This window comes from Kitasatospora sp. NPDC038210, assembly GCF_055600605.1.
This window is the reverse complement of record NZ_JBVJYK010000052.1, coordinates 1-20,678: the sequence shown is the minus strand read 5'-3', so window position 1 is coordinate 20,678 and position 20,678 is coordinate 1. Positions and strand designations below refer to the sequence as shown.

General features: G+C 73.9%; 15 protein-coding genes and 1 pseudogene. 12 read left to right on the top strand and 4 right to left on the bottom strand.

The annotated features are described in order from the left end of the window. Positions 1-143: pseudogene (locus tag ACZ7KX_RS41695) on the top strand (MarR family transcriptional regulator); the annotation flags it as partial. A 368-nt stretch (positions 144-511) separates the two neighbouring features. Further along, positions 512-1,801 carry an MFS transporter gene (locus ACZ7KX_RS41690; protein WP_470331167.1) on the top strand — a complete coding sequence of 430 codons (1,290 nt, stop codon included), beginning with the start codon at positions 512-514 and terminating at the stop codon, positions 1,799-1,801. Positions 1,802-1,891: 90 nt separating this feature from the next. Here ACZ7KX_RS41690 and ACZ7KX_RS41685 read toward each other — a convergent pair whose 3' ends face one another. Then, positions 1,892-2,428, bottom strand: coding sequence for a GNAT family N-acetyltransferase (locus ACZ7KX_RS41685; RefSeq protein ID WP_470331165.1), 537 nt, complete (start codon positions 2,426-2,428; stop codon positions 1,892-1,894). A 150-nt stretch (positions 2,429-2,578) separates the two neighbouring features. Between ACZ7KX_RS41685 and thpR the strand changes: the two genes are divergently transcribed. Next, complete coding sequence (gene thpR / locus ACZ7KX_RS41680) at positions 2,579-3,169, top strand: RNA 2',3'-cyclic phosphodiesterase (protein ID WP_470331164.1); 591 nt, start codon at positions 2,579-2,581, stop codon at positions 3,167-3,169. Between the two features lie 214 nt (positions 3,170-3,383). Here thpR and serC read toward each other — a convergent pair whose 3' ends face one another. Both serC and ACZ7KX_RS41670 read right to left on the bottom strand, forming a co-directional pair. After that, on the bottom strand, positions 3,384-4,502 hold the full coding sequence (gene serC, locus ACZ7KX_RS41675) for a phosphoserine transaminase (protein WP_350525108.1): 1,119 nt from the start codon (positions 4,500-4,502) through the stop codon (positions 3,384-3,386). Between the two features lie 150 nt (positions 4,503-4,652). Then, positions 4,653-5,753, bottom strand: a complete 1,101-nt coding sequence (locus ACZ7KX_RS41670; protein ID WP_470331163.1) for a citrate synthase 2 — start codon at positions 5,751-5,753, stop codon at positions 4,653-4,655. Between the two features lie 418 nt (positions 5,754-6,171). On the opposite strand from ACZ7KX_RS41670, the gene pdxH reads away from it, so the two are divergent. The 9 genes from pdxH (at position 6,172) to ACZ7KX_RS41625 (ending at position 19,524) form a co-directional block, all read left to right on the top strand. Continuing rightward, the gene (gene pdxH, locus ACZ7KX_RS41665) at positions 6,172-6,804 is read left to right on the top strand and encodes a pyridoxamine 5'-phosphate oxidase (protein ID WP_470331166.1); all 633 of its coding nucleotides are present in this window, start codon (positions 6,172-6,174) and stop codon (positions 6,802-6,804) included. 184 nt (positions 6,805-6,988) lie between these two features. Next, on the top strand, positions 6,989-7,180 hold the full coding sequence (gene fxsA, locus ACZ7KX_RS41660) for an FxSxx-COOH cyclophane-containing RiPP peptide (protein ID WP_350525106.1): 192 nt from the start codon (positions 6,989-6,991) through the stop codon (positions 7,178-7,180). 295 nt (positions 7,181-7,475) lie between these two features. Next, the gene (locus ACZ7KX_RS41655; RefSeq protein WP_470331162.1) at positions 7,476-8,864 is read left to right on the top strand and encodes a TIR-like protein FxsC; all 1,389 of its coding nucleotides are present in this window, start codon (positions 7,476-7,478) and stop codon (positions 8,862-8,864) included. Beyond that, entirely contained in the window at positions 8,854-12,867 is a 4,014-nt protein-coding gene (fxsT, locus tag ACZ7KX_RS41650) for an FxSxx-COOH system tetratricopeptide repeat protein (protein ID WP_402807354.1), read from the top strand. The genes ACZ7KX_RS41655 and fxsT overlap by 11 nt, the downstream gene beginning before the upstream one ends. 43 nt (positions 12,868-12,910) lie before the next feature. Beyond that, positions 12,911-14,098 (top strand): FxsB family cyclophane-forming radical SAM/SPASM peptide maturase, encoded by a 1,188-nt coding sequence (locus tag ACZ7KX_RS41645; RefSeq protein WP_470331161.1) that lies wholly within the window; start codon positions 12,911-12,913, stop codon positions 14,096-14,098. A gap of 429 nt (positions 14,099-14,527) precedes the next feature. Next, positions 14,528-15,628, top strand: coding sequence for an aKG-HExxH-type peptide beta-hydroxylase (locus tag ACZ7KX_RS41640; RefSeq protein ID WP_470331160.1), 1,101 nt, complete (start codon positions 14,528-14,530; stop codon positions 15,626-15,628). Positions 15,629-15,932: 304 nt separating this feature from the next. Continuing rightward, a complete protein-coding gene (locus ACZ7KX_RS41635) occupies positions 15,933-16,118 on the top strand; it encodes a hypothetical protein (RefSeq protein WP_350524897.1) in 186 nt (61 codons plus the stop codon). 66 nt (positions 16,119-16,184) lie between these two features. Continuing rightward, positions 16,185-18,584, top strand: coding sequence for an FxsB family cyclophane-forming radical SAM/SPASM peptide maturase (locus ACZ7KX_RS41630; RefSeq protein WP_470331159.1), 2,400 nt, complete (start codon positions 16,185-16,187; stop codon positions 18,582-18,584). A 208-nt stretch (positions 18,585-18,792) separates the two neighbouring features. After that, on the top strand, positions 18,793-19,524 hold the full coding sequence (locus ACZ7KX_RS41625; protein ID WP_470331158.1) for an AAC(3) family N-acetyltransferase: 732 nt from the start codon (positions 18,793-18,795) through the stop codon (positions 19,522-19,524). Between the two features lie 368 nt (positions 19,525-19,892). Here the strand turns inward: ACZ7KX_RS41625 and ACZ7KX_RS41620 are convergent. Beyond that, a partial coding sequence (locus ACZ7KX_RS41620) for an alpha/beta fold hydrolase (protein WP_470331157.1) occupies positions 19,893-20,678 on the bottom strand: 786 nt, incomplete at its 5' end.

Sequence of the window (20,678 nt, the reverse complement as noted above, 5' to 3'; positions counted from 1 at the left end):
CCGAGCAGGCCGAGACGATCCTCGCGGAGAGTCGTCGGCGCCGAAACGTCTGGCTCGCCGAGCTCGCCCAAGGGCTCGACGAGGAGGAGTGGGCCGTCCTCCGGGAGGCCGCGCCCGTGCTCTACAAGCTCGCCCACCTGTAGCTCGAACACCTCAAGGCACACCGAACCCGGCTCGCCGGCCGGGAGGAGAAGGAGCCCGCATCACCGCAGGACCGACCACCGACACCAGGAGCGCGACGGCCACCGCCATGGCCGTCGCGCCGCGAGGGGAGACCACAGTGACACCGCCGGCCGCAGCCAGCGCCGCCGCCATCCGTACCGACGACCCGACCACCGATCCCTCCGCGGCGAGCGCCGCGGCCGCCGACGCCCAGGCACCCGCCCCCACGGGGCTGCCCGGCAGCGGCGACGACGACCCCGACGAACGCACCGCGGCGGACCCCGCCGCTCAGGGCCGCACCCCTGCGGCCTCGTCCCCCACGGGCGCCGGCTTCACCAGGCCCGGGGGGATGTTCTCCTCCCTGCGCGTTCGCAACTACCGCTACTACTTCGCCGGCCAGGTGGTGTCCAACACCGGCACCTGGATGCAGCGGATCGCCCAGGACTGGCTCGTGCTGAGCCTCACCGGCAGCCCGCTCGCGGTCGGCATCACCACCGCCATGCAGTTCCTGCCGATGCTGCTGCTCGGCCTGTTCGGCGGTGTGCTCGCCGACCGGATGCCCAAGCGCCGGCTGCTGATCCGTACCCAGGGCGCGATGGGCCTGCTGGCCGCCGGCCTCGCCGTGCTGACCATCGGCGGCGTGGTGACGCCGTACTACGTGTACGCCTTCGCGCTGCTGCTCGGCCTGGTCACCGTGGTGGACAACCCGACCCGGCAGGCCTTCGTCTCCGAGATGGTCGGGCCCAAGGACCTCGCCAACGCCGTCAGCCTGAACGCCGCCAACTTCCAGACCGCCCGCCTGGTCGGCCCCGCCGTCGCGGGTCTGCTGATCGCCGCGGTCGGCAGCGGCTGGGCCTTCGCCGTCAACGCGCTGTCCTTCGCCGCCGTGATCGGCGGGCTGCTCGCGATGCGCGAGAGCGAACTGCGCCCGACCGAGCCGATCGCCCGCGAGAAGGGGCAGCTGCGCGAGGGCCTGCGGTACGTGAAGGAGCGGCCCGAACTGCTGTGGCCGATGGTGCTGGCCGGGTTCATCGGGACCTTCGGCTTCAACTTCCCGACGCTGCTCTCCGGCTTCGCGTACGACACCTTCAAGGTCGGCGCCGGCCAGTACGGCCTGCTGAACACCGCGATGGCGGTCGGCTCGCTGGCCGGCGCGCTGCTCGCCGCCCGTCGGGGCGCGCCGAGACTGCGGCGGCTGGTCGGGGCGGCCCTGGCCTTCGGCGCGCTGGAGGTGGTCGCCGCCTTCGCGCCCGACTACTGGTCCTTCGCGCTGCTGCTGATGCTGATCGGGGTGTTCGGGCTGAGCTTCAACACCTCGGTCAACTCCACGCTGCAGCTGGCCACCGACCCCGAGATGCGCGGCCGGGTGATGGGCCTCCTGGTGCTGGTCTTCACCGGCGGCACGCCGATCGGCGCCCCGATCGTCGGCTGGGTGACCGCCTCGTACGGGCCCCGGCTCGGCCTGCTGGCCTGCGGGCTGGTGTCCGCGCTGGCGGCCGCGACGGTCGGCCTGGTGCTGGCCCGCAGCGCGGACCTGCGGGTGCGCTTCGACCTGCACCCGGGGCGCGGCGGCCGGGTGGTGGCCGTCGTGCCGCGGACCGGTGTGGCGCGCAAGTCGGAGCTGGCCGCGGCCTGCTGACGCGTCGTCGGGTGCGCCGTCCGATGCGCCACGAACCCCCGAGGGCTCTCGCCCCCGGGGGTTCGTGGCGTCGGAGCCGGACTCGCTGCGTCAGAGCCGGATGGCGAGGACCTGGCCGTGCCAGACGCCGTTCGGCTGCTCGACCTCGAAGCTCTCGGTCTCGGTGAAGCCGAGGGCCCGGTACTGCGCGACCAGCCTGCGGTCGCCGCCGCCGTAGCAGTCCACCCGCAGCAGGCCGATGCCGCGCCGGCGGGCCTCCTCGACGGCGTCGGCGATCAGTGCGGCGCCGATGCCCGAGCCCTTGCGGGTGCGGTCGGTGACCAGGTTGCGGACGAACAGCTCGCGCTCGTCCACCGCGGGGATGTACGTGCCGCGCACCTCGGAGAGCACGCACGAGCCGACCGTACGGCCCTCGTCGTCGACGGCGAGGCGGATCAGGAACGGCTCGCGGCCGTACTGCTCGATGTGCTCGACCCGGGCGGGCGTGGTGCTGAACGGCTGGTCCCCCCACTGGCCGGTGCGGCCCCGGGCGGCCAGCCAGGCCACGGCGCCGTCGAGCAGGGCGAGGATGTCGGGGACGTCCTCCGGACCTCCGGTGCGGATCTTCATGCCACTGGAATCGATCATGGAACCGTTCTAGCCCAAAGCCGCGGGCGCCGGAAGCCCCGGCCGGGGCCCGCGCCGGGGGTCCGTTCCGGCAGCCCGCGGGCGGGCCGGGGCCCCGCGCCGCCGGAACGCGCCCACGCGCCGGCCCGCGCGGAACGGGAGAATGGCGGCATGAGGCTTTTCGTGGCGGTGCTCCCGCCGGTCGTGGCACTGCAGGGGCTCTCCGACGCCGTCGCGCCGGTGCGCGGGCTGCCCGGGGCGGACCGGCTGCGCTGGACCACGGCCGAGGGCTGGCACCTGACCCTGGCCTTCCTCGGCGAGGTGCCCGCCGAGTGGCTGCCGGCGCTGTCGGCAGGCCTGGCCGGCGTCGCCGAGCTCCACCCGGTGCACCGGCTGCGGATCGCGGGCGCCGGGCGGTTCGGGGACCGCGTGCTCTGGGCCGGCATCGAGGGGCAGACCTGGGCGCTGCGCCGGCTGGCCGACGCCGTCACCGAGGCCACCGCCGAGGTGGTCGGGCAGTCGGCCGACACCTTCGCCTTCCACCCGCACCTCACGCTCGCCCGGGCGGGCTCCTCGCGCGGCCACCGGCGGGCCGTCCAGCGGGTCGCCGCGGCCGAGCTGGACGGTCTGGCGGCGGCGCTGGCGGACTACCGCGGGCCGGAGTGGGAGGCCGCCGAGCTGCACCTGATGAAGAGCGACCTGGACGGCGGTTCCGCGCACTACGAGTCGCTGGGTTCCTGGCCCCTCGCGGACTGGTGCTGAGGCCCCGGGCGGCCTCGCCGTCCGGTCGGGCGCGCGACGGAGGTACGCTCGTTGACCGTGGACCCCAAGACTCGTATGCGCATCGTCTCCGGCACCCTGGTGCTGCTGCTGGTCGTCGTGCTGATCAGCTCACTGGCCGGCAGGTAGGCCGGGAACGGCCGTGAGGGCCGCCGCCCGGGTGGGCGGTGGCCCTCACGCATGCCTCAGCGGGTGCTCAGAGCTGCTCGACCACGTAGTCGATGCACTGGGTGAGCGCCTCGACGTCCGCCGGGTCGATCGCCGGGAACATCGCGATCCGCAGCTGGTTGCGGCCCAGCTTGCGGTACGGCTCGGTGTCCACGATGCCGTTGGCACGCAGTGCCTTGGCGACCGCGGCGGCGTCCACCGACTCGTCGAAGTCGATGGTGCCGACCACCTGGGAGCGCTCGGCCGGGTTCGCCACGAACGGGGTGGCGAAGGAGGACTTCTCGGCCCAGGAGTACAGCCGGGACGAGGAGTCGGCGGTGCGGGCGACGGCCCAGTCGAGCCCGCCGTTGCCGTTCAGCCACTCCAGCTGGTCGGCCAGCAGGAACAGCGTGGAGATCGACGGGGTGTTGTACGTCTGGTCCTTCGACGAGTTGTCGATGGCCGTCGGCAGCGAGAAGAACGGCGGGATGTAGCGGCCGGAGGCGGCGATCTCGGCGGCGCGCTCCAGGGCGGCCGGGGAGAAGGTGGCCAGCCACAGGCCGCCCTCGGAGGCGAAGGACTTCTGCGGGGCGAAGTAGTAGACGTCGGTCTCGGTGATGTCCACCGGCAGACCGCCGGCGCCCGAGGTGGCGTCCACCAGGACCAGCGAGCCCTCGTCGGCGCCGGCCGGGCGCTTGATCGGCATCGCGACGCCGGTCGAGGTCTCGTTGTGGGTGAGTCCGTAGACGTCCACGCCGGCCTCGGCGACCGGCAGCGGGTGGGTGCCCGGGGCGGTCTTGATCACGCTCGGCTCGGCGAGCCACGGGGCCGCCTTGACCGAGGAACCGAACTTCGAGGAGAACTCGCCGAAGTCCAGGTGCTGGGACTTCTCCCGCACCAGGCCGAAGGCGGCGATGTCCCAGAAGGCGGTGGAGCCGCCGTTGCCGAGGACGACCTGGTAGTCCTCCGGCAGCGAGAAGAGGCTGCTCACGCCCTCGCGCACGCGCTTGACCAGGTTCTTGACCGGGGCCTGGCGGTGGGAGGTGCCGAGCAGGGAGGTCTGGGTGGCGGCGAGGGCACTGAGGGCCTCGGGGCGCACCTTGGACGGTCCGCAGCCGAAACGGCCGTCTGCGGGCTTGATGTCAGCGGGGATCTGGATCTGAGCCACGCGCGCAGCCTACCGGCGGCGGGCTCCGCGGCGGTACGGTCGTCCGCCCGCTGAGACTGTGATCTTCGCTGCCCGGGATGCCGACAGCGGGCCCGGCCGGAAGCCGGACCCGCTGGTCAGGGGCCGTGCGCGGACGCTCGTCCGGGGTGGTCAGCGGGCGATCGCGTCCCAGCCCTCGATCTCCTCGGGGCGGCGCGGGCCGGGGCCGACGTAGCGCGCGGAGGGGCGCACGAGCCGACCCGTGCGCTTCTGCTCCAGGATGTGCGCCGACCAGCCGGCGGTACGGGCGCAGGTGAACATCGAGGTGAACATGTGGGCCGGGACCTCGGCGAAGTCCAGCATGATGGCGGCCCAGAACTCGACGTTGGTGGCCAGCACGCGGTCCGGGCGGCGGTTGTGCAGCTCCTCCAGCGCGGCCTTCTCCAGCGCCTCGGCGACCTCGAAGCGCGGCGCGCCGAGCTCCTTGGCGGTGCGGCGCAGCACGCGGGCGCGCGGGTCCTCGGCGCGGTAGACGCGGTGGCCGAAGCCCATCAGGCGCTCGCCCTTGTCCAGGGCGTTCTTGACCCACGCGGTGGCGTCGCCGGTGCGCTCGATCTCCTCGATCATGCCGAGCACGCGGGAGGGCGCGCCGCCGTGCAGCGGGCCGGACATCGCGCCGACCGCACCGGAGAGCGCGGCCGCGACGTCGGCGCCGGTGGAGGCGATGACCCGGGCGGTGAAGGTGGAGGCGTTCATGCCGTGCTCGGCGGCCGAGGTCCAGTAGGCGTCGACGGCCTTGACGTGCTTCGGGTCCGGCTCGCCGCGCCAGCGGATCATGAACCGCTCGACGACCGTCTCGGCCTTGTCGATCTCGCTCTGCGGGACCATCGGCAGGCCCTGGCCGCGGGCGGACTGGGCGACGTAGGACAGTGCCATCACGGCGGCGCGGGCGAGGTCGTCGCGGGCCTGCTCGGCGGGGATGTCCAGCAGCGGCTTGAGGCCCCAGACCGGGGCGAGCATGGCGAGCGCGGACTGCACGTCGACCCGGATGTCGCCGGAGTGGACCGGGATCGGGAACGGCTCGGCGGCCGGGAGGCCCGGGTTGAACTTGCCGTCCACCAGCAGGCCCCACACGTGGCCGAAGGAGACGTTGCCGACCAGGTCGTCGATGTCGACACCGCGGTACCGCAGGGCGCCGCCTTCACGGTCGGGCTCGGCGATCTCGCTCTCGAACGCGACGACTCCCTCAAGCCCGGGTACGAAATCGGACATGCGACGGCTCCTTCAGTTCTGCGATCGGCGCCCCGCCGTGGTGGGGCGGGCACACCAGTGACCGAATCGTGGTTGGCACTCGGTGCCAGAGTGACAGGCACGGGGTGCATTGCGCCATACACCACCGTGGTGATGTTTGCCGCGGGCCCGCTTGACTTTTCCGTCGAGGGTCGGTCGTGCCCGGGAATCGTCCGGAACCGAACACCCGGTTCCGGACAATTGCCCGTACGACGGGCGGCCAAGCGGTGGCGAGTCACCTTATCTCCGACCGGGGTTTGTCCGGAGGTAGCGGTGCCGGTTGCTTGTCGTACGGGATGATGTCGGCGTGCAGACCCCGGAACGCGCCCAGTCGACGCCCCCGAGCCCCGTCACCCGGACCCCGGCCGACGAGGCCCGCCCCGGCCCGGACCTCACCGTGATGCGCAAGCACTACGTCCACGAGGGCCTGGTCGAGGAGCAGCTCGCGCCCGAGCCGATCGCCCAGTTCACCCGCTGGTTCCACGAGGCGGACGACGCCGGGGTGACCGAGCCCAACGCGATGGTGCTCTCCACCGCCGACGCCGCGGGGCGGCCCAGCTCGCGCACCGTCCTGCTCAAGGGCTACGACGTGCGCGGCTTCGTGTTCTTCACCAACTACGGCTCCCGCAAGGGCTCCGAACTCGCCGCCAACCCGCACGCCGCGCTGCTCTTCCCGTGGATCGCGCTGGCCCGTCAGGTGATCGTCCAGGGCCGGGTGGAGAAGGTCGGCCGGGACGAGACCGCCGCCTACTTCCGCACCCGCCCGCACGGCTCCCAGCTGGGCGCCTGGGCCAGCGAGCAGTCCAGCCCCGTCGGCGGGCGCGAGGTCCTCGAACAGCGCTACGCCGAACTGGAGCGCCGCTACCCCGAGGGCGAGGGCGTGCCCGTCCCGCCCTTCTGGGGCGGGTACCGGGTCGTCCCGGAGAGCGTCGAGTTCTGGCAGGGACGCGAGAACCGCCTCCACGACCGCCTCCGCTACCTCGCCGACCCGGCGAGCCCGACGGGCTGGCGGGTGGAGCGGCTCTGCCCGTGAGGGCGGCGGGTGCGGGTGCGGGTGCGGCGCGCGCCCCCCTGGGCCGACCGGGTCGGCCCGGGCGCGGCGGTGGCGGACAGCTGACACTCCGTCACACCTCGGGTGTAGGATGCCCGACGCGGACCTGGGTCGATGTACATCCGGCCAGCAACGCGCTGTGCCGGCACGATCGAGTGAGGGACTGATGGGCGTCACCGGTGCGGAAACCGCCGCTGGACTCGGCTCTGACCTGGTCGACGTCGCCGCCCTGCCGCTCGACGAGCTCGACGCCCTGCCCGACACCGTCCTGGGCGACCTGCTGCGCCGGGTGGTCGCGGACGCCCTGACACCCGGGGCGGAGCCGCTCGCGGCCTTCCAGTCGTCGCTCGACCGGTAGCTGCTCGACCGGTGGCCGCTGGGCCGGTGGCCCGACGGTCGGGGCCCCGGTGGCGCGGCCCCGGCGCCCGCGAGCTCCGTCCCGCGCCGGTGATCCCTTCGGCGCGCCCGCGCTCCCGCCGGTGCGCCCCCGGGCGCCGGAGCGCTCCCGGCTGCGGGCGTGCGCCTGACCACCGGCTAAACCCCCCTCGGCCGCTGGATCCGCCAACTCGCCAGCGCCACTGGTGGAGTTCACGACATGCTGGGGTATGAAACCAGCGCCGTCGCGGCACCGTCGGGCACGGGGGGAACAGGTGATGGAGCAGGACCAGCAACGGCCGTACTTCTTCTTCAGCTACGCGCGTCGTGACTTCGAGGCCGAGGACGCCTTCGTCAACCAGTTCTTCAACGACCTGCGCGACGAACTCGGCCGGCTGGTCGGGATGGGCGTCCGCGCGGAGGAGCTCGCCTACCGCGACACCGAGCAGCTGCGGCTCGGCGACGACTGGGCCGAGAAGCTGGCGACGATGCTGGGCCGCAGCCGCACCATGATCGCGCTCTACTCGCCGGCGTACTTCACCAGCCTCTACTGCGGCAAGGAGTGGACCGCCTTCCGCGGCCGGGTCCGGCGCCATCACGAGGACACCGGGGAGCTCATCTCGGCGCTGATCCCGGTGCTCTGGGAGCCCGTCGTGCCCGGCGAGTTGGCCGACGAGGTGAACAAGATCCAGTGGGCCCAGCCGGACATGGGCGAGGCCTACGCCCGGCACGGCCTGCGGGCCCTGCTGCGCACCGCGCAGAGCGGGGCGTACGAGCAGGTCGTGCGGGTGGTCGCCGAGCGGATCCGGGACGCGGCCGCCCGCCGGCTCGGAGAGCTGCCCGAGTTCGACCTCGGCGCGGTGCGCGGCTACTTCCCGCCCCCCGCGGCGCCCGAGGCGGTCTCCGTCCCCGGCATGGTTCGGCTGTTCATCGCGGCCGGGCGGGCCTCGGAGGCCGCCGCCGAGGGCGGCTCGTACGCGGGTGGCTGGTACGGGGCCAAGCCCTGGCACTGGGCGCCCTACCATCCGCCGACCCACCCCTCGCTGGCGGCGCGCGCCCAGCAGGTGATCACCGCCGCCGGCCACACCACCACGCTGGAGGAGGTCGACGGCGGGCTCGGCGGGAAACTCGACCAGGCCCGAGAGGACAGCCAGGTCAGCATCCTGCTGGTGGACCCGTGGGTGGCCGGCGGCCCGCGCTACCGCTCCGCGCTGCGCGAGTACGACGACCAGAACCATCCCGTCACCGGCGTGATGGTGCCCACCGGCAGCTCCGACCCGGCCGACGGGCCGGAGCGCGACGTGCTGTGGACGGGCGTGCGCGACGTGTTCCGGCGCAACTGGCTGCGCCGGGGCGACATGGAGCACTTGTTCCGGGTCAACGTGAGCCGGGAGAGCTTCGACAACGACCTCACCATCATGGTGACGGTCGCCCAGAACAAGCTCATGGACGACAACTTGGATTGGGGAGACGATGGCGGTGACGCCTTCGGCTTCGGCGGCGGCCCGGCCATGCCCGGGTTGTCCATCCCCGCCGGCCCGCCGGGGCCCCGCCCGGTCCCGCCCGCGCGCTTCGACCAGAACCAGGGCCGCAGGGACCTCCCGCACCAGAGTCGTGGCAAGGACAACGCTGTCCCGCTGAGGGGAGACACGGACGATGACCACTGAGCCCGGCGCAGAGCTGGAGCGCGGCGGACCGGGTTCGGTCGTCACGTTCTACTCCTTCAAGGGCGGCACCGGCCGCACCATGGCCCTGGCCAACGTCGGCTGGATCCTCGCCAGCCGGGGCCTGCGCGTCCTGGTCGTCGACTGGGACCTGGAGGCGCCCGGCCTCCACCGGTACTACCACCCGCTCCTGGTGGACCCCGAACTGCACTCCACCGACGGCCTGATCGACCTGCTGCGCTCCTACGTGAAGCAGGCGCTGCCCTCCGCCACCGGGCCGGTCGGCCTCCCGCCGGCCGCCTGGCTGGACGAGCCCGGGCGCCTCGACGGCTACCTCTGCGGCCTAGCCCTCGACCTGCCGCCCGGCGGCCGGCTCGACTTCCTGCCCGCCGGCCGGCAGAACGCCGCCTACGCCGCGGCCGTCACCAGCTTCAACTGGCGCAGCTTCTACCACGGCCGGGACATCCGCGGCGGCGAGTTCCTGCGCGAACTGCGCGAACGCTGGGCCCGCCGGTACGACTACGTGCTCATCGACAGCCGTACCGGCGTCAGCGACACCTCGGGCATCTGCACCGTCCTGATGCCCGACACCGTCGTGGACTGCTTCACCTTCAGCGCCCAGAACATCCGCGGCGGCGTCGACGCCGCCCGTGCCATCGCCGAGGCCGAGGAGCGGGCGATCCGGGTGCTGCCGGTGCCGATGCGGGTCGAGGACGCCGAACAGGAACGCCTGGAGGCCGGCCGGGACTACGCCCGTGAGGCCTTCGCGCCCTATCTCGGCCGCTGGCTCTCCGGCGACCGCCGGGCCGGCTACTGGGCCGACGTCGAAGTGCCGTACAAGCCGTTCTACGCCTACGAGGAGGTGCCGGCCACCGTCGCCGACCGGCCGCAGGAGGCCCGCAGCCTGCTCAACGCCTTCGAACGACTGGCCGGTTGGATCACCGACGGGCGGGTCCGCACCCTGCGCCCGCTCACCGCCGACACCCGCCGCCGGCTCTACGGCGCCTACCTGCGCTCCGCCCGCGTGGTGCCGCGGCAGGTCTTCGTCAGCTACGCGCCCGAGGACCGGATGTGGGCCGAGTGGGCCGCGGGGACCCTCACCCGCTTCGGCTACCAGACCTCCCTGCACAACGCCGCCGAGCCGCACACCGGCCCCCGGCCGCCGGAGGTCGCCGGGCCGCTCGAAGGCCAGGGCCGGCTGCTCGCCCTGCTCTCGCCCGAGTACACCGCGCTGCCCCGCGCCGCCGAGGTCTGGCAGCTCCTGCAGGGACGCGAACTCGCCTCCGGCTCGCCGGCGTTGGTCGCGCTGCGGCTGCAGGACTCGGACGAACCGGTACCCCGCCCGTTCGCCGGCCAGTCCGCCCCGGACCTGGTCCGCTCCTCCGCGGCGGGCGCCGAGTCCCAGCTGTACGGCGAACTCGGCCCGCCGCCCGGCAGCAACCGCCAACTCGACACCGACAGCGGCGAGATCATCGCGCCCGCGCGGTTCCCCGGCACCGCCCCGCAGGTCCAGGACGCGCCGTCGCGCAACGCCGCCTTCATCGGCCGCGGCAAGCTGCTCGAACTGCTCCGCAACCGCTTCACCGGCGGCCCGGCCGCCGTGCTCAGCCAGGTGCTCTACGGCTTCGGCGGCGCGGGCAAGTCCCAGATCGCGGCCGAGTACGCGCACCGCTTCAAGGCCGCGTACGACGTGGTCTGGTGGGTGCCCGCCGAGGAGCCCGCCAACATCCCGCAGAAGCTCGCCGAACTCGCCCCCCGGCTCGGCGTCCCCACCAGCGACGACGTCGCGCACACCGCCGCCGCCGTCCTCGACGCGCTGCGCCGCGGCCAGCCGTACCGCCGGTGGCTGCTCGTCTTCGACAACGCCGGCACCCCCGAGGAGCTCGCCCCCTGGCAGCCGGCCGGCTCCTCCGGCGGGCACGTGCTGATCACCTCCCGCAACCAGGGCTGGGCCCGGCACGCCGGCCTGGTGGAGGTCGACGTCTTCCTCCGCGAGGAGAGCGTCCGGCTGCTGCGCCGCTTCAACAGCGGCGTCTCGCCGGAGGACGCCGACCAGGTCGCGCAGCGCCTCGGCGACCTCCCGCTCGCCGTCGGCCAGGCCGCCGTCTGGCTCCAGGAGACGTCGATGCCGATCGCCACCTACCTCGAACTCCTCGACGAGGAGCTCACCGAGATGCTGGAGCGCACCCGGCTGCGGACCGCCGACTACCCGCACTCGGCCGCCGCGACCTGGCGCATCTCGGTCGAGGAACTCCGCCGGATGAACGCCCCGGCCGCCCAGATCCTGGAGATCTGCGCCTTCTTCGGCCCCGACGCCATCCCGATGCGGCTGCTCTACAGCCGAGCCGTCACCCGCGCCCTGCGGTTGCCCCCGCGCGCGCCCCGCGACAAGCTCGCGATCGGCGAGTTCCTGCGCGCCATCAACCGGTTCGGGCTCGCCCGCACCGACCAGGGCAGCGAGACCATCACCGTGCACCGACTGGTCCAGGCCGTGCTCCGGGACCAGGTCGAGGAGGAGCGGCGGGCCGAGCTGCGCGGCGTCGTCCACGCCGCGCTCGCCACCGCCAACCCCGGCGACCCGGACGTGCCCGCCAACTGGGCCGAGTACGCCGAACTGCTGCCCCACCTCTGGCCGTCCGGGGCCGTCGACAGCGCCGACGAGGACGTCCGGCAGTGGATCATCGACTCGGTCCGCTACCAGTGGAAGCGCAGCCTGCACGAGTCCGGCCGGGAACTGGCCGAGCGCACCCTGGAGCACTGGCGCCAGGACGGCTACGGCGGGCCCGACTTCGACGTCGACAACGACGCCCAGACGCTGATGCTGCGCACCCAGCTGAGCAACATCCGCCGGTCCCAGGGCGCCCTCCAGGAGGCGTACGAGATGGACCGGGACATCCTGGAGCGCTTCACCGCGACCCTCGGCCCCGAGCACTCGCACACCCTCGCCGTCGCCAACAGCCTCGGCGCCGACCTGCGCTTCCTCGGCCGCTACGACGAGGCCCGAGCGCTCGACCGCCGGACCCTGGACGCCGCCCGGCGCACCCTGGGCCCGGACCACCCGCGCACGCTGATGATCACCAACAACCTCGCCGTCTCCGACTACCTGGCCGGCGACCGCCGGGCCGCCCTGGAACGGCACCGCAGCAACTACCTCCAGCAGCGCGACGCGCTCGGCGCGCACAGCCTCTACGCGCTGTCCTCCGCCTCCAACTACGCCCGCGACCTGCGCGAGACCGGGCGGCTGCGGGAGGCCCTGGACCTGCTGGAGGAGACCGTCCGGATCTACCAGCAGACCATCGGCGACAGCCACACCGACACCCTGCGCGCCCGCAAGAACCTTGCCGTGGCACTGCGCCGGGCCGGCCGGTACCACGAGGCCCTGGAGATCGACGAGGACATCTACCAGCGCTACCTGGACATCAACGGCCCCGAACACCCCGACACCCTGGCCGCCGCCACCAACCTGGCCAGCGACCTCAACGCCCTCGGCGACACCACCCGGGCGATCCCGCTGGCCGAACGGGCGCTGGCGCGGTACCGCGACTACCTGGGCGAGGACCACCCGGTGACGCTGGCCGGCGCCAACAACCTGTCCGTCTACCTGCGGTTGGCCGGACGCACTCAGGAGGCCCTGGAGCTGTCCGGGCGCACGCTCGCACAGTTCCGGACCGTCCTCGGCGCCCACCACCTCTACATCCCGATCGCGATGATGAACCACGCGAACGACCTCGCCCTGGCCGGGCAGACACAGGCCGCGCTCGACGTGGAACTGGAGGCCGCGCCGCTGATGACCGAGGCCCTCGGGCCCGACCACTACGACTCCATCGGCATCAACTCCAACCTCTCGCTGTCACTGGCCACCGTCGGGCACACGGAACGGGCCGAGGAGCTGCGGAAGGACTGCATCCGGCGGGCGCGGGTCACGCTGGGGGAGGAGCACCCGACGACGGTGGCGGTGCGGGCCGGGTCGCGGCTGGACTCGGACGTGGAACCCCCGCACGTGTGACGGGGGGTCAGCGGGGCCGCCGGGCGGTGCTAGGTTCGCGGACATGGTGCCGTTCCGGCAGTTCCTGCTGAAGATCCACAGCCGGTGCAACCTCGCCTGCGACTACTGCTACGTGTACGAGGGCGCGGACCAGAGCTGGCGGCGGCGGCCCCGGCGGATGGAGCTGGTGACGGTCCGCCGCACCGCCCGGCGGATCGCCGAGCACGCGGCCGAGCACGGGCTGGACGAGGTGTCCGTGGTGCTGCACGGCGGCGAGCCGCTGCTCGTCGGCGCCGGCCACCTGGCGGCGCTGCTCGCGGAGTTGAGCGGCATCGCGGGGGCCGGCGGGCCGCGGGTGCGGTTCGGCCTGCAGACCAACGGGCTGCGGCTGCTGGACGAGCCGGCGCTGCTCGACGTGCTGCACCGGTACCGGGTCGCGGTCGGGGTGTCCCTGGACGGCACCCGGGCCGACCACGACCGGCACCGCCGGCTGCCGTCCGGCGCGGGCAGTTGGGACCGGACCGCGGAGGCGGTGCGGCTGCTCGGCTCGCAACGGCACCGGGAGCTGTTCGCCGGGCTGCTGTGCGTCGTCGACCTGGCGGCGGACCCGGTCGACACCTACGAGGCGCTGCTGGAGTTCGCGCCGCCCCGGCTCGACCTGCTGCTGCCCCACGGGACCTGGCTCGCGCCCCCACCCGGGCTGCAGGCGCGGACTCCGCCCGGCGCACCCCCGACGGGCGCGGATCCGGCGCCGTACGGGCAGTGGCTGATCGCCGCCTTCGACCGTTGGTTCGGCGCGCCGCGGCGGGAGACCGGGGTTCGGCTGTTCGAGGAGTTGGCGGTGCTGCTGCTGGGTGGCCGCGCGGCCAGCGAGGCGGTCGGGCTGGCGCCGGTCGACCTGGTGGTGGTCGAGGCGGACGGCGCCGTCGAGCAGGCGGACAGCCTCAAGGCGGCCTACGACGGCGCCCCGGCGACGGGCCTGGACGTGTGGCGGCACGGGTTCACGGAGGCGGCCGCGCACCCGGCCTTCCGGGCCCGCCAGCGCGGCCTCGCCGGGCTCGGGGCGGTCTGCGCGGGCTGTCCGCTGGCGCGGGTCTGCGGGGGCGGGCTGTATGCGCACCGGTGGGCGGGTGACGGGTTCGGGCATCCGTCGGTGTACTGCGCGGATCTGGACCGGTTGGTCCGGCACATTGCGGGGCGGTTGCGGGAGGGGGTCGCCGAGGTGGGGGGTCCGCTGCGCGGGGCTCGGTAGGTGGGCTTCCGGGAGGGTGGGGGTGGACGGACGGGGTCGGCTCCGGGGGTGGCCGCTCCGGGGGCTGGATGATTTTCAGACTGCCGACTCCGGGGGTGGGGGGTCGGGCGCCGTTGGCAGTCTGAAAATCACCCGCAACGCCCCTCTCCGGGCCACCCCCTGCGCCGCCCCCGTCCGTCCCCGCAGCGCGTCCCTCTCGCGGGGGGAGAGGAAGGGGTGGGTGGGGGTGGGGGCGCACTTTCGCTGGGAGGTGGGGGGTGGGGGTGGGGGCGTTTCTCTCGGTGGGGGGAGATGCGGGCGGTTGGGGGATCGGGGTTGGGTGGGGTGGGTTCGTCCGTTCGGGTCATGCGTGTCCGTTGGCCGGATTGTCCGGCGTGGCGGGGGGAGACTGCGAGCGGATGGGGGCGGTGCGGCGCAGGAGGAGGAGTGGTGGCGGGCACGGACGAGGCGGTGGCGGCCTGGGTGCCGGGTGCGCGCGGGGCGGACGGGCTGCCCCGGCACGGTGTGGACCGGGCGACGTTCCTGGCGATCGCGGGCGCTCGCGGTGGGCCGGAGGCCGTCCGGCTGTTGCGTGCGGGGCAGTTGAGCAAGAGGGCGCTGCTGCTGCTCGCGCTGCGTCGGGCTGTGCCGGACCACGAGGGCTATCGCGAGGCGTACGCGCGGGTGCGGGCGCTGCAGCGCGAGGACCGGGCGGGGTGGGAAGAAGTCCTGCTGCGGCCGGAGTTGGATGCCTGGGCGGCCGAGTGTCTGCGCGGCGTGGCAGCGGGTGCGGAGGGTTCGCCGGGCGGACCGGGCGAGTTGGGGGACTTCCTCCGGGCCGACGTCGGCCGGAGGCTGGTGCTGGAGTGTGACGGGTTGCGCTGGGCGCCGTCGGTCGATCACGTCGGGCCGCGCCGGGTGGACTACGGCCGCCCGCCGGCCGGGCCGCTGACCGACGCGGAACTCGCTTGCTGGGAGGAGAGTTTGGCCGACGCCTGGCGGATCCTGGTGAGCCGCCACCGGCGGCACGCGGAGGCGGTCGCGGCCTGCGTCACCACGATCGTCCCGCTCTCTCCCGCCCCGGGCGGGGAGGCGGTCAGTGCCGCGGCCCGCCGGGCGTTCGGGGCGGTGGCGGCCTCGTTGCCGGAGGAGCCGGTGCTGCTGGCGCTGGCGTTGGTCCACGAGTTCCTGCACGTCCAACTCGGCGCCCTGCTGGACCTGGTGCCGCTGCACCGCCCCAACGGTCCGGCCGTCTACCACGCCCCCTGGCGGCCCGACCTGCGGCCGGCCGGGGCGCTGCTGCAGGGTACGTACGCGCACCTGGGGGTCGCGGACTTCTGGTGTGCGGAGGCTGCCGCGGGCGCGAGCGCGAGCGCGGGCGCGGATGCGGGCCGGGCGGAGCGGGAGTTCGTGCGGTGGCGGGGGCACAGTCTGGCGGCTGCGGACACCCTGCTGCACTGCGGTGAACTGACGTTGCACGGGCGGGAGTTCACCGCGGAGCTGGCGCGTTCCGTGCGGGAACTGGGTGGCGGTTCCGGTCAGCGGGCCTGAGGTCGGTGCTCCGGCCGGTGTCCGCGGGTGGGGGGAATCAACCGGAGGACTCGAACGCTTACCCGGGTGCTTACCCCGGCGGTGCGCTTCGGCGCGCGCCAGGGCGAAGTGCGCGACCGCTGTCCGGGTGAAAAACTCGGGGCTCCGAGCCCGTCGTACGACGTCGGCCGCCTGGCGGGCCCGACGTGAGTCCAATGTGAGTCGACAACGTGCCGCGCGGAGCCTCCGCGGGCACTACATTGGGTCCCAACTGGGTGGGCTTACCCACCCTCGGCAGGTCCTAACCGCGCCTAAGGAAACGAATATGACTCCGGTAACCAGCACCAGGCCGGCCGGCAAGCTCACTGACACTCAGGAGACGCCGGAACGTCCGTCCCTCGCCGATCTCGCCGCCCTCGGGGCAGAGGAACTCGCCTCCCGCCTCCAGCGCGCACTCCCCGGCGCGGAATCCGGCCTCGTGCCGGTGGCGGCCTTCAACTCCTCGATCTGACCCGGCCCGTACCGCCGGGCAGGACCAACCGAGCCGATCGATCCGAACGGATCTCCGAAAAGTTCCATGACGACGTCAACTCCGCTGCCCTTGACGCAGTTCGTGGTCAAGATCCATAGCAGATGTGATCTTGCTTGTGACCATTGCTACGTCTACGAGCACGCGGACCGCAGCTGGATCTCCCGCCCGAAGGTCATCGCGGACGGGATCCTGGCCAAGGCCGCCGAACGCATCGGCGAGCACGCGGCCGCCCACCGGCTGCCCGCCGTCCGGGTCGTCCTGCACGGGGGAGAACCCCTGCTCGCCGGCCCGGACCGCTTGCGCCGCGCCGCCGAGGCGTTCCGGGCGGCGCTTCCGCCCGGCTGCGCGCTCGACCTGCGCATCCACACCAACGGTGTGCTGCTGAACCGCGCCTTCTGCACGCTGTTCGCGGAACTGGACCTCAAGGTCGGCATCTCGCTGGACGGCGACAAGGCCGCCAACGACCGCCACCGGCGCTTCGCCGACGGGCGCAGCAGCCATCCGCAGGTGCTGCGGGCGGTCGCGCTGCTGAACGAGCCCGAGTTCCGGCACCTCTTCGCCGGGCTGCTCTGCACGATGGACGTCGAGAACGACCCGGTGGCGGTGTACCGCGCCCTGGCCGAACTCCGTCCCCCCGCCGTCGACTTCCTGCTCCCGCACGCCACCTGGGACGAGCGGCCCAAGCGCCCCGCCGCCCTGGGCGCCACCCCGTACGCCGACTGGCTGCTGACCGTCCACCGGCTGTGGGAAGCGGACGGGCGGCCCTTCGCGGTCCGGACCTTCGAATCCGTGCACCGCACCCTGCGCGGGTTCTCCAGCCTGACCGAGTCGCTCGGGCTGGAGCCCTCGGACCTGGCCGTCCTGGAGACGGACGGCACCTTCGAGCAGGCCGACAGCCTGAAGACCGCGTACGACGGCGCGCCCGCCACCGGGCTGAACGTCTTCGCGCACAGCCTCGACGACCTGGCCGGCCACCCCGGCATCGCCGCCCGCCAGTCCGGCCTGGCCGGACTGAGCGAGGCCTGCCGAGCCTGCTCCGTGGTGCGCTCCTGCGGAGGCGGGCTGTACGCCCACCGATTCCGGAGCGACGATGGAGGAGGCAGCTTCGACCATCCCTCCGTCTACTGCGGTGATCTCATGACGTTCATCAACGGTCTTGCGGGGAGCGCCGGTTCGGCTGCCGTGCCGAACCGGGGCGGGCAGTCCGCCGCCGAACCCGAGCTGCTGCCCGGCGCGCTCGCGTCGTCGCAACTCGACGAACTCGCGCGGGGCTACGGCGGCGCGGAGACGGTGGCCGCACTCGGACGCTCCCAACTCGCCCTCACCCGGGCCATGCTGGCCGCCGCCTGGGACGCCTCCGGACAGGGGCGGCCCGAGGCGTGGGCCCTGCTCTCGGAGCTGGACGTCGAGGCCCCCGCCGCCGTCGACGCCGTCCTCGCGCACCCGTACGCCCGTGCCTGGGCGGCCCGACGGCTCGCCGGGGACCTGGCGGTCGGGCTCGGCCCGCTGGCGTCGCTGGCCGCGGCCGCCGCAGTCCGGGCCGGGCGGGGGGACGCGGTCGCGGTGCCGGTGCGCGGCGGGTGGCTGCACCTGCCGACGCTCGGGCGGATCGCCCTGCCCGACGGCGAGGCGGTGGTCACCGGGCGCGCGGACGGCTTCGAGGTGCGGGCCGGCGACGGCACGGTGCGCACGGCCCTGGACGAGCCGCTGCGGCGGGTCCGGCTGGCCGGCGGCTGGACGGTCGCCCTGGAGGACGCCGACCCGATGCGCGACTGCCACGACCACCCGGTGGCGGACCGGCTGCCGGACGGCGAACTGCTCGACTGGACGGGTGCGTTGCGCGAGGCCTGGGAGCTGCTCGGGCGGGACCTGCCCGGGTACGCCGAGGGCATCCGGACCGGACTGACGACGGTCACCCCGTTGCGGCCGGGTCCGGCGGGCCGGGACGTCAGCTCGGCGGCCCGGCAGGCGTACGGCGCGGTCGGCATCGCCCGGCCGGCCACCGCGCCGACGCTCGCGCTGCTGCTCGCGCACGAGTTCCAGCACGTCAAACTCGGCGCGGTGCTCGACCTGATGGACCTGTACGACCGCGCCGACACGGCGCTGTACTTCGCCCCCTGGCGGCCCGACCCCCGGCCGCTCGAAGGGCTCCTCCAAGGCACCTACGCCCACCTGGCCGTCACCGAGTACTGGGGCACCCGAACCCTGGCGTACGACGGGCTGCCGGGCGAGGCCGCCGACCGGGCGCGCGCACAGTTCGCGCTCTGGCGGCGGTACACCGCCGAGGCCGTGGAGCGGCTGGCCGAGTCCGGGGCCCTGACCGGGACCGGCTTGCGCTTCGCCGACGGCATGCGTGCCACCGTGGCACCCTGGCTCGCCCTGCCGCTGCCCGCCGCCGCCGAGCACGCGGCCGACCGGGCGCGACGGGAACGGGCCGGAGTCTGACCTCCCACTCCGCCCCGCCCCGGGACCTCCCTCACCCCGGGGCCCTCAACCCCGGGGAACCGTCATCCTCACCGAACCGCGAACCGGCAGCGTCGCCGTCGCAGACCCCGTCCGGCCACCCGTCGCCGCATCCGTCACGCCGTCCGTCCGTCCTCATGTCCGCCCGCTCTCCCGCGCGTTCGCCGACCTCGGGGTCCGCGCGGGCACGGTGCTGCACGTCCAGGCGTCCCTGCGCGCGCTCGGCCCGGTGCCGGGCGGGGCGGCAGGCGTGATCGACGCCCTGCTGGACGTCCTGGGCCCCGAGGGCACCCTGGTCGCCTACACGGCCACCCCCGAGAACTCCGCCACCTCGCGCATCCACCAGTCCGCCACCGCCGGTCTCTCCCCGGCGGAAGTGGAGGACTACCTGGCCGGGATGCCGAGGTTCGACCCGGCCGCCACCCCCGCGTCACCCACCATGGGAAGGCTGTCGGAGGCGATCCGGACGTACCGGGGCGCGTGCCGCAGCCGCCACCCGCAGACCTCCTGGGCGGCGGTGGGCCGTCGAGCGCAGGAGATCACCGGCAGTCACCCGGACGAGTGCCACCTGGGCTTCGACTCCCCACTGGGCCGGCTCTACGACCTGGACGCCCGGGTGCTGATGATCGGCGTACCGATGGACCGTTTCACCGCCTTCCACCTGGCCGACCTGCGGATGCCCGACGTCGCCGTCCGCCAGTACCGCTGCGTGGGGGAGCACGGGTGGACCGCCTTCGAGGCACCCGACCTGGACGACCTCCACTTCGGCGCTCTCGGCGAGGAGGTGTTGCAGGCCGCCCGCGGAATCACCACCGCGCGCATCGGGGGCGCGGAGTGCCGCCTGATCCCGGTCCGGGAGTCCGTTGACCTCGCGGAGCGGATCCTGCGCCGCACCCGCACCCGCACGGGTCCCCCTACCTGAGCCCGCGTCGGCGGGGGCGCGGGCGCCCGAGCGCGCAGGGTATAACTGTCATCGCTCTGCGTGCTCGGTGTGTCTCTGGAGGTCGAGGAAACGGTGGCGCGGGATCTGAAGGCGGTCGTGGCGATCGCAGCCGTCGGTGCGGCACTGGCGCTGGCACCTGCGGGGAGCCCGGGCGGTGCACCGCAGCGGATCGGATACTTCTCGGACTCGCCGCTGCCCGAAGGGAACGTCCCCCTGACGCGGGTGCCTCCCGAGGCCCGACCGCAGCTCGCCTCGCCGCGCCCCCGGAACGCCGGGGCGCGGGGCAGGGAGTAGGGAGTGACGGGTGGGGGCGGCCGCCGATGATGCCGTGACGGATTCCGGCACCGTCAGGCGAGTTCGCGGACGGCGGCGGCGACGGCCCGGAAGTCCTTGCGCAGGATCTTGGAGTGGCTGCTCGGGACCTTCGCGCTGACCGTGATGTTCGGGTTGCGGGCGAGCACGGCGCTGAGGCCGGCGCGGAGCCGTTCCATCACCTCGGCGTCGCCGCCCAGGTTGCCGCCGGTGGCCAGCACGTAGCGGGTCGGCACGGTGATGCGGTCGAAGACCGGGTCGAGGGCGGCGGGCGCGCAGAGTTCGTTGAGCTCGATGTTGATCTCGGCGTGCTGGGCGGCGCTCATCCGGGCGGCCATGCCGAGCCGGCGGCAGATCGGGAACAGCGGGCTCAAGCGGCGGAAGAGCTTGCGGATCCGGGCCTTGGTGGCGTCGTCGAGCCACTCGTGCGTCATCGCGCCGTCCACGGACACCGCCCCCAGCACCCGGTCCGGGTTCCGGGCGGCCCAGTGGACGGCGAGCATGGCGCCGTAGGACCAGCCGACCAGGACAGCCTTCTCGACTCCCCGCGCGGCGAGGACGGCGTCGAGGCTGCGGACCGAGGACTCGAAGGAGTAGTCGCAGGACGTCCCCGACTTTCCGCGGGCGCGCTCGTCGAAGGTGATGTGCCGGTAGCCGTCGCCGAGTTCGGCGATGACGCGCTTCCAGTGCGACCGGTCGGCGTAGGAGCCGTTGAGGTAGACGACCGGGGTGCCGCTACCGCCGGTGTCGGTGGCGGCGAGGGTGGTGTCGTCGACGGGGACCGTGCCGGTCCAGGCGGACGGGCGGGCGGTCGTCTCGGT

Excerpts from the sequence above, each read along its gene's own strand:
- fxsT (WP_402807354.1), top strand. The coding sequence starts at position 8,854 with ATGACCACTGAGCCCGGCGCAGAGCTGGAGCGCGGCGGACCGGGTTCG.
- ACZ7KX_RS41635 (WP_350524897.1), top strand. The coding sequence starts at position 15,933 with ATGACTCCGGTAACCAGCACCAGGCCGGCCGGCAAGCTCACTGACACT.
- ACZ7KX_RS41690 (WP_470331167.1), top strand. The coding sequence starts at position 512 with ATGTTCTCCTCCCTGCGCGTTCGCAACTACCGCTACTACTTCGCCGGC.
- ACZ7KX_RS41630 (WP_470331159.1), top strand. The coding sequence starts at position 16,185 with ATGACGACGTCAACTCCGCTGCCCTTGACGCAGTTCGTGGTCAAGATC.
- ACZ7KX_RS41645 (WP_470331161.1), top strand. The coding sequence starts at position 12,911 with ATGGTGCCGTTCCGGCAGTTCCTGCTGAAGATCCACAGCCGGTGCAAC.
- thpR (WP_470331164.1), top strand. The coding sequence starts at position 2,579 with ATGAGGCTTTTCGTGGCGGTGCTCCCGCCGGTCGTGGCACTGCAGGGG.
- fxsA (WP_350525106.1), top strand. The coding sequence starts at position 6,989 with ATGGGCGTCACCGGTGCGGAAACCGCCGCTGGACTCGGCTCTGACCTG.
- pdxH (WP_470331166.1), top strand. The coding sequence starts at position 6,172 with ATGCGCAAGCACTACGTCCACGAGGGCCTGGTCGAGGAGCAGCTCGCG.
- ACZ7KX_RS41655 (WP_470331162.1), top strand. The coding sequence starts at position 7,476 with ATGGAGCAGGACCAGCAACGGCCGTACTTCTTCTTCAGCTACGCGCGT.
- ACZ7KX_RS41670 (WP_470331163.1), bottom strand. The coding sequence starts at position 5,753 with ATGTCCGATTTCGTACCCGGGCTTGAGGGAGTCGTCGCGTTCGAGAGC.
- ACZ7KX_RS41685 (WP_470331165.1), bottom strand. The coding sequence starts at position 2,428 with ATGATCGATTCCAGTGGCATGAAGATCCGCACCGGAGGTCCGGAGGAC.